The sequence below is a fragment of the Nitrosomonas sp. Nm132 genome (genome assembly GCF_900100485.1).
Taxonomy (GTDB): domain Bacteria; phylum Pseudomonadota; class Gammaproteobacteria; order Burkholderiales; family Nitrosomonadaceae; genus Nitrosomonas.
This window is the reverse complement of sequence record NZ_FNDH01000066.1, coordinates 1-9,072: the sequence shown is the minus strand read 5'-3', so window position 1 is coordinate 9,072 and position 9,072 is coordinate 1. Positions and strand designations below refer to the sequence as shown.

At 40.3% G+C, this 9,072-nt stretch carries 8 protein-coding genes, 1 tRNA gene and 1 pseudogene; 9 read left to right on the top strand and 1 reads right to left on the bottom strand.

Going from position 1 to position 9,072, the window contains the following annotated elements; translation table 11 throughout:
* Positions 1-514: 514 nt before the first annotated feature.
* Entirely contained in the window at positions 515-820 is a 306-nt protein-coding gene (locus tag BLP80_RS13725) for a YciI family protein (protein ID WP_090544176.1), read from the top strand.
* Positions 821-991: 171 nt separating this feature from the next.
* Positions 992-1,792: a peptidylprolyl isomerase gene (locus BLP80_RS13720; protein ID WP_090544174.1), complete on the top strand. Its 801-nt coding sequence runs from the start codon at positions 992-994 to the stop codon at positions 1,790-1,792.
* Positions 1,793-1,830: 38 nt separating this feature from the next.
* Here BLP80_RS13720 and alr read toward each other — a convergent pair whose 3' ends face one another.
* A complete protein-coding gene (gene alr / locus BLP80_RS13715) occupies positions 1,831-2,922 on the bottom strand; it encodes an alanine racemase (protein ID WP_090544172.1) in 1,092 nt (363 codons plus the stop codon).
* Between the two features lie 402 nt (positions 2,923-3,324).
* On the opposite strand from alr, the gene ftsY reads away from it, so the two are divergent.
* The 7 genes and pseudogenes from ftsY (at position 3,325) to BLP80_RS16740 (ending at position 9,012) form a co-directional block, all read left to right on the top strand.
* The gene (gene ftsY / locus BLP80_RS13710) at positions 3,325-4,308 is read left to right on the top strand and encodes a signal recognition particle-docking protein FtsY (protein ID WP_090544170.1); all 984 of its coding nucleotides are present in this window, start codon (positions 3,325-3,327) and stop codon (positions 4,306-4,308) included.
* 37 nt (positions 4,309-4,345) lie between these two features.
* Positions 4,346-4,999, top strand: a complete 654-nt coding sequence (ftsE, locus tag BLP80_RS13705; RefSeq protein ID WP_090544168.1) for a cell division ATP-binding protein FtsE — start codon at positions 4,346-4,348, stop codon at positions 4,997-4,999.
* Positions 4,996-5,904 (top strand): permease-like cell division protein FtsX, encoded by a 909-nt coding sequence (ftsX, locus tag BLP80_RS13700; protein ID WP_090544166.1) that lies wholly within the window; start codon positions 4,996-4,998, stop codon positions 5,902-5,904. Before ftsE ends, ftsX begins: the two co-directional genes overlap by 4 nt.
* 276 nt (positions 5,905-6,180) lie before the next feature.
* On the top strand, positions 6,181-7,029 hold the full coding sequence (gene rpoH, locus BLP80_RS13695; protein WP_090544164.1) for an RNA polymerase sigma factor RpoH: 849 nt from the start codon (positions 6,181-6,183) through the stop codon (positions 7,027-7,029).
* Between the two features lie 308 nt (positions 7,030-7,337).
* Entirely contained in the window at positions 7,338-7,550 is a 213-nt protein-coding gene (locus tag BLP80_RS13685; RefSeq protein WP_090544160.1) for a transposase, read from the top strand.
* A gap of 70 nt (positions 7,551-7,620) precedes the next feature.
* Positions 7,621-7,713, top strand: a tRNA-Ser gene (locus BLP80_RS13680).
* 502 nt (positions 7,714-8,215) lie between these two features.
* Positions 8,216-9,012 (top strand): annotated as a pseudogene (locus BLP80_RS16740) (tyrosine-type recombinase/integrase).
* Positions 9,013-9,072: the final 60 nt, after the last annotated feature.

Genomic DNA, 9,072 nt, shown 5'->3' with positions numbered 1-9,072 from the left:
TTGGTTACTTTGATTTATTGAGGTTGGGTGATGTCTTCCTCAATAGTTTAACGTTATTGATGAACTGGCTTCTATTTCAGCTCTTAATTCGCATTTAATTTATTTTCTATAATTCACTGGGTTCCCAGTAAAATCAAATTTAGATCTAATATTATTTATATTCAAGCTAAATTCCATTCAGTAAAATCAAGAAAGTATTTAACAATATTTTTAAACTATTAACCGTTGGTAAATCAGTGTTAAGTATAAAAAATTTAATACATATACTCATCGTACTTCAAAATTCCGCATCAATACCTTCTCCCTCTGGGAGAAGGCTGGATGAGGGATTATGAAAACCAAATTTTGAAGTGCGATGAGTATATAAAGTAATCTTCGTTCAGCTAGTTGTGGTGAATTCATTTAAAAATTGCGGGATAGAGAGATATTTTGATAAAAGAAGTATAAACAGTTTTCTAAATTTTAATCTAAATAATTAATAGATAAGATAAACCAATAAAACAGGTAATAAAATATGAGGTTTTATGTGATAAATGGAGAGGATGCTCCAAATAGTCTTGAGAAGCGTATGATAGCCAGGCCAGCGCATTTAGAGCGCATTAAGGCATTACAAAGCGAAGGGCGACTTATTCTTGCAGGACCCTATCCAGCTATTGATAATCCTGACCCCGGGCCTGCCGGGTTTTCAGGGAGCTTAATTGTGGCAGAGTTTGCTTCACTAGAGGCGGCGCAATCTTGGGCAGAAGCAGATCCTTATGTTATCTCAGGGGTATTTTCAAAGGTAACTGTTAAACCATTCAAAAAAGTTTTACCGAACTAGACCAAGTTGAATTTATAGAGGATAAGAGATTATAAAAAATCATCAATAATGATTATCAGATATTTTAGTTACCTATGCTTATAATATGCAAAGAATCACACTTACAATCACATGTTAGAGTGTAATCTTGTATAAATGTATATCAACTTTAATTTACTTAGAGGAAGTTGCATGCGCTTAATAAAATTTCTATTGTTAATATCGGTCGGTATGTCGGGTTTAGTCGCCGTTTCTCTTCAAGCTCAATCGACTGCTGCTGCCGTAGCGAAAGTGAATGGAGTGGTTATTCCGCAGGCACGACTTGAATTTATGGTCAAAGCTGCTGTTGCTCAAGGTCAACCCGATTCTCCCGAAATGAGAAATACCCTGCGTGAGAATCTCATAGCTGAAGAAGTTATTGTGCAAGAGGCTCTTAAAAAAGGACTTGATCGGAATTCGGATGTGGTAACTCAAACCGAACTTGCTCGTCAGGCAATATTAGTTAGAGCATATCAGGCTGATTACATCAAAAATAATGCCGTGAGTGACGATGTCTTACGGCGAGAATATGAAACTGTGAAAACACAGATGGGTGATAAGGAATATAAAGCACGTCATATCCTTGTTGAGACTGAGGCAGAAGCCAAAGATATAATCGCCTCTCTTAAGAAGAAAGGTGCTTCTTTCGAGAAACTGGCAAAAGAGAAATCAATTGATGTAGGTAGTAAAAACAATGGTGGCGAATTAGGCTGGAGCGCAGCCGCAGCATATGTCAAGCCTTTTGCAGATGCTTTGCAAAACTTGAAAAAAGGTAATACCACTGATAAGCCGGTACAAACCTCTTTTGGTTGGCATGTAATTCGCTTGGAAGATATACGTCCTACAGTAACGCCTCCGTTTGAAGAAGTAAAAATGAATATGCAGCAACGTGTATTACAGCGAAATTTTGCAGCGGCTGTTCAAGATTTGCGTAGTAAAGCTAAAGTGGAGTGATCTTATTTTGCTTGGGAATCAGTGAAGTTAAATAGCCTTTACTGATTCTCGTTTGTTACTGTTAATATTTTAACTCTTGAAGATAAAGCGCAAAACAGTTCATAACTGATTGTACCTGCAGATTTTGCTACTTCTTCGATTGGTAACTTGTTTCCCCACAAAATTACTGGGCTTCCAATATTGGCATTTTGAATTTTAGTAAGATCAACAGTGAGCATGTCCATGGATATACGTCCAACTATACGGGTGCGCTGACCATTGACAAGTACAGGCGTGCCAGTAGGTGCATGACGTGGATAACCATCTGCATAACCACATGCAACGACGCCAATGCGCATTGGTTGCTCGGCCTGAAATTGACCACCATATCCAACTTTATCTCTTGTAGTAAGATGTTGTATGGCGATTATCTTGCTTGATACCGTCATGACAGGGCGTAAACCTAGTTCTGCAGCAGTTTTATCTATCAGTGGGGACGCGCCATAGAGCATGATACCAGGACGCACCCAGTCAGCATGTGTTTCAGGGTAACGTAAAATAGCTGCGGAGTTTGCCAGTGAGCATGGCAGATGATGTTTTCTAAAAACCGTAAAGAAATCGCTGAGCTGCTGGTTGACTTCGTCCTTTTGGAAGGGGTCATCTGCGCAGGCAAAATGCGTCATCAATGTAATTTGGCTAATGAGCGAGTTAACTCTTAGCGTTTCAAGTACAGCTAATCCTTGCTCGGGTGCAAAGCCAAGCCGATTCATCCCAGTATTGATTTTAAGAAATACATTTATTTTATTTTTTTGTTTTGCCGTGAACAGCATTGCCAACTGTTCTTGATGGTGTATTACCGTGCTTAAGTGGTACTGTTTAATAACAGTCAGATCTGCTGCAGAGAAAAAGCCTTCAAGAAGTAAAATAGGCTGATAAACACCGGCTTCTCTTAAACGAACAGCAGCATCGAGTTCGAGAACAGCAAAAGCATCTGCAGCTCTTAGAGCGTGTGCAGTACTGAGTAATCCATGCCCATAAGCATTTGCCTTTATTACCGCCATTATTCGTGCGTTTTGCGTATGTTTGCGTACGATGGAAAGGTTATGCTTAAGTGCTGAGAGATCAATCAGCGCATGGATTGGGCGAGGCATTGATATTATTTATTTGGAAGATAATGATTATTTCAATTAGCTGGATTTTATTATATTTGTTCTTAACAGCAGGTGTTTCAGAAATGCAAAAATAGAAAATATATTTAATTAAACCAGTGGTTTATAATAAATACAAGCTGGTTGTTTTTTGAACTAATTGTGGAATTAAAGCAGGCAGTATTAGTTATCAGAAAAATGTTTTGATGTAACATATGAGTATGATGTATTAGAAAACCTATGTTAATAGGATAATTTAGTATTTCTAATGCCGCAATTTATTGATTATTCTAATGATATGATAAGGGTCCAACGTTTAGTTCTTGTTTTTAGCTCACCCAAATTTGGGTAATAGGAATAAAATCAATGTTTATTTTGAATTCAGAATAGTTACAGCCTATCAGAATGTTTAGTCTTTTTAAATCTAAAAAAAATTCTACGGAAGATACTTCTAAGTCGGAAAGCCTAGTAAGCAAAATTAGGCAGGGGCTTACTCGAACCCGACAAAATTTTGGTAAGCAGTTATCTGGTTTGTTTGGTAGGGGTAAAATTGACGAAGCGCTCTATGACGAACTTGAAACTGTCTTGCTTACCGCAGATACTGGTGTGAATGCTACTAATTGGTTGCTAGATACATTGCGTAAGAAAGTTAAACGTGATGCGCTGAGCGACGCGGAACAGCTAAAAGGAGCACTGCAGGAAACTTTGGTTAGTTTGCTTGCCCCATTAGCACAACCGCTTGATGTTACGACAAAAAAGCCATTTGTTATTATGATCACAGGTGTGAATGGTGTTGGTAAAACTACAACAATTGGAAAACTTACCCATTATTTTCAATCACAGGGCAAATCAGTATTGCTTGCTGCTGGAGATACATTTCGTGCTGCCGCACGAGAGCAACTATTGGCATGGGGCGAGCGTAATGGCGTTACAGTTATAGCGCAGGAAAGCGAATCTCAGAAAAAGAGCGATCCTGCAGCTGTCATTTTTGATGCAATCAATGCAGCCAAAGCACGTGATATTGATATAGTACTGGCCGATACCGCTGGCCGCCTGACTACTCAATTGCATCTGATGGAAGAAATTAGAAAGATAAAACGTGTTATTACCAAAGCGTTACCAGATGCACCACATGAGGTTTTGTTAATACTGGATGCTAATACAGGCCAAAATGCAATTAATCAACTCAAGGCTTTTGATGAAGCACTTGGAGTAACCGGTTTAGTTCTTACCAAACTGGATGGAACTGCTAAAGGTGGTGTAATAGCTGCCATAGCTGGACAATATCCACAAAATCCTCCAGCTTTACGCTTTGTAGGAGTGGGAGAAGGACTTGATGATCTTAGGCCATTTGATGCGCAGGAATTTGTCGAAGCACTATTCGATTAAGTACTGAGTGACTAGATTCTTGTTTGTTGAGTATTTTATGATCAGTTTTAAGAGTGTTTACAAACGTTACCCAGATGGATACGAAGCTTTAAAGAATGTTGCTTTTACGATTCATCCAGGTGAACTCGTATTTGTTTCCGGCCACTCAGGTGCTGGTAAAAGTACCATGCTGAAGCTTATTGCGGCAATTGAGCGTCCCACATCTGGTCATGTCATGGTAAGCGACCAGAACATCAATGCACTCAAAAAAAATGCGATTCCTTTTTTGCGGCACAGCCTGGGTTTAATTTTTCAAGATCAGAAAATTTTGTATGATCGCACTATTTTTGCCAATGTTATGCTACCACTACAAATACGTGGCTTTCAGAAAAAGACAGCGGCTGGAAGAGTTCGTGCTGCACTTGATAAGGTTGGTTTATTAGAAAAGGAGAACGCTTATCCGATTACATTATCGGGTGGCGAGAAGCAGCGATTGTGCATTGCCAGAGCTGTGGTTCATCGTCCATCAATTTTGATAGCCGATGAGCCAACTGCAAATCTTGATGTTGATTATGCGCAAAGCATTATGGAAGTATTCAGATCCTTTCATCAAGTAGGCGTTACTGTAGTAATCGCCACGCACGATACAACGCTATTAAATGATACTCGATATCGTACCCTTTTACTCAATCAAGGAAAACTGACTGTATGAGTATGTGGTTGTCTCAACATTGGCAAGCACTAAACCAGACACTCAGGCAGCTCGTCAATACGCCATTATCTAGCCTGCTGAGTATTATTGTAATTGGTATTGCTTTCAGTTTACCTCTTGGTATTTATACCCTGCTAGGCAACTTGCAGACTATTTCGGGAGATGTTACTGATACTCCACAATTAAGTTTGTTTCTTAAGCTGAGCACGACGCAAGAAGGCATTGAAAATATTAATTCACGGCTGGAAAAACTCTCTTATATTGCAAGTTTTCAATTCATCTCCAAGGAAATTGCCTTGCAACAACTGCAACAAGAGGGTGGCCTAACTGAAGTTGTAAATAATCTTATAAGAAATCCATTACCTGATGCTTTTATTATCAATCTTCAGCAAGTTACACCTGATGAACTAGAGAATATACGCGCTACTATAAAAGAATGGTCTGAGATAGAGCATGTTCAAGTCGATACAGATTGGGCCAGGCGATTGGATGCTTTTCTCAGATTGGGCCAGCTTGCCGTATTGATGTTAGCAGTTTTATTGAGCTTGGCATTGGTTATAGTAGTTTTCAACACCATTCGCCTACAGATATTAACCAAGCGAGATGAAATTGAAGTCTCGAAATTAATTGGCGCTACAGATAGCTTTATCCGCCGCCCTTTCCTCTATTTTGGTGCGATACAAGGAGTAGCAGGTGCAGCAGCTGCCTGGCTACTCATTGCCTTGGGTATTCAGGCAATCAATGAGAGTTTGATTGAGCTTGCACAACTCTATGCAACAGACTTTCATTTGAATCATCTTTCTTTACAAGATAGTCTTAGCTTGTTTATTTTTTCAGCATTGCTGGGATGGTTAGGGGCAAGATTATCAGTTGCACAGCATCTCTCTCAAATCGAACCAGAATAAATGGGTTGATTCTAGATGAGTAGCTTTTTCCTTGCCAAACATCTCATATAACTCGCTCAGTTTCTAAATTTTAACTTCTTAACTTTATGAGGAAGAATGTTTCTCTGAAGCTTCAAGAAGTATTTGCTCTATTTCCAGAGCATCTTCAATTGAATTCCACCTCAAAGGTTTTATCAAATTGGGAAACTTCAGGAAATTTTAGCACTCTCATTGCATGAGTGCTAAAATAAAAATTAAGTTGATAAAAAATCTAAAATTGAGATTAAAGGAGAAAGCATGACAACTAATTTAGTGTTGCCAACGATAGTGGGAGGAAGTATTGAAGGATATATTCAGACTGTTAACCGCTTTCCTATATTATCCCAAGAGGAAGAAATTCGTTTGGCGAGATGCCTGAGGGATGAAGATGATATAAAGGCTGCTCATCAATTAGTGTTATCACATCTAAGAGTGGTAATTGCGATAGCTCGTGGTTATTTAGGTTATGGGTTACCGCATGCTGATTTAATACAGGAAGGTAACATCGGACTAATGAAAGCCGTGAAGCGGTTTGATCCAGAACGTGGCGTGCGTCTTGTGTCATTCGCTATTCATTGGATTAAAGCAGAAATTCATGAGTTCATCATGCGAAATTGGAGATTAGTCAAGATCGCAACAACCAAACAGCAACGTAAGCTATTTTTTAACTTGCGAAGCATGAAACAGGGTTTGGACACCATGAACCAAGGAGAGGTGGCTGCTATAGCGAAACAGTTGGGAGTCAAATCTGAAGAAGTAATAGAAATGGAAACTCGTTTTAGTGGTCGCGATATCTCATTGGAACCATTATCTGATGAAGATGATGAAAGTTGTAGTCCAATTAGTTATTTAACTGATGGAGTTGATCCATCACAGGTATTTGAGAATAAGCAGATTTCTCGTTTATGTCATGAAAAACTTAAAGAATCACTTTTAAATCTTGATGATCGTAGCCGCCATATTATTGAGGCTCGCTGGTTAAGAGAAAAAGATGCTGCGACACTTCATGAATTGGCTGAAGAACTAGGGGTATCAGCCGAGCGAGTTAGGCAGATTGAAGCCAAGGCAATTCAGAAAATAAGAAATATAGTTACCGTTGCTATCTAATTTTATATGTAAAGGCTATGTTTGATCGTGTGTTCGGAAGTGTTTAAGATGGGTTGAATAAGTAGGATTTACACTTCTTGTTATAAGAAGGGGTCTTGAAATAATTCAATTATTTGTCATATCATTGCGACTATGATCTCAACCATTTTATGAAGTCAATGTACCAAAGCGACTTATCAGAGGAAGAATGGGGGCTAGTCTCGCGTCATTTTGAGCATAAAGATCAACGAGGGAAAAAGCCGATTCACAGTAAACGTGCTATCGTCAATGCGATTCTCTACATCAGCAAAAGCGAGGCCCAATAGCGCATGCTGCCAAAGGATTACCCGCCGCGGAAAACCGTTTACGACCATTATTGGCGCTGGAATCAACGAGGGGTGTGGGAAGCTGCACTGGACGAAATCAATGAGATCCATAGAAAAGAAACGGCAAAGAGCCAGCCCCAGGGCAAACGCACGAATTATCCACTAGCCACAACCGGTATCGCAATGCCAAGGCTGATTGTGGCTAAATGTGTATGATTTTTCAAGACAGCTTCTAAGTAAAACTGGTAAACTATGAATATTCTTATATTTATTTGAATACTTAAGTGGAGAGGTACCGAAGTGGCCATAACGGCGCTGACTCGAAATCAGATGGTTGGGGTAACCCGGCACGTGGGTTCGAATCCCACCCTCTCCGCCAAGCATGTATTTTCTCCCGTCCGTAGCAGCCCACAAACCCGCATGTAACAAGGCTTCAAGCTAATTTTACTATCCGTAACAGCCCTTAAAAATCCTTCAGAATCCAATATTAAGCGGGGGTACATTTGGGGGTATATCGGTTTTTGCTTTAAAATGTACCCCCAGATTGTCCTTTTTTACTTAATTTTCTAGAAGGTTAAGGTACTAAACTGGCAAAAGTAGGGAACAGAATCTCTAATTCTGACTTTCTTTAGTCATATTCCTATCCCGCAAAAAAACAATGGGGAGTGTGGGGAAAATGGGGAGGTCGGCTTGAAATCCGCATGGATACTAGCTTTAAGCCTCCCCACTACGCCCCAAATTAGCAAAAGATGAATGGGGAATTCCCCACTTTTAGAAAAAAATTGCTCGCGCATTTCTTCCTGCTGCTCCCCAATTCGGACGTGAAAATAGGTGTTTTTTCGCAAGCTTTAAAGTTTTGAGTTTGATTAAAGGCCATAAACATGGATGAATCAGGTGAGAATATACCCCCAACTAGAAAAACAGATACCCCCAGAAAGCCACTTAGCGCTGTAGCCATAAGCAAAGCCAAGCCCAAAGACAAACCTTATAAGCTTGCTGATGAAAAAGGCTTGTTCCTACTGATTCATCCAAATGGCGGGAAGTATTGGCGGCTCAAGTATCGCCACGATGGCAAGGAAAAAATGTTGGCCCTGGGCGTCTATCCTGATGTGTCGCTGGCAGACGCAAGAGAGCGCCGGGACGGTGCCAGAAAACTGCTTGCTAATGGCATTGATCCTGGTATAGCCAGAAAGCAAGGGATACTATCCGCCAGGGAAGCATCAATAAATAGCTTTGAAGCAATCGCACGTGAATGGATGGTTAAGCATTTAGCGGATCGGGCGCCCAGCCATAAGCAGACAGTGATAGACCGATTAGAAAAGAATGTCTTTCCATGGATTGGGATAGGCCAATACGTAATATTGCTGCACCGGACCTGTTGCAGGTAGCGCAACGAATTGAAAGCCGGGGCGCAATAGAAACAGCCCGCCGGGTATTGGGTATATGTGGTCAAGTATTCCGTTATGCGGTGTCACTTGGCAAGGCAGACCGAGATCCTTCTGGAGACCTGCGCGGGGTGTTACCCAAGAAAGAAAGCGCCAAGATTAAACATCATGCCAGCATAACTGACCCTAAACGGGTTGGTGAATTAATGCGAGCTATACAGGGTTTTAATGGTTCGCTTATCGTAAAATGTGCCTTACTGACCTGGTCAAGTAAAACCGGACAACCCAGTTAAGCGACTTCTTTCAATTTTTCTGTTTCCACTTCATATTGATTGGGGCTTTTGTACTCCAAG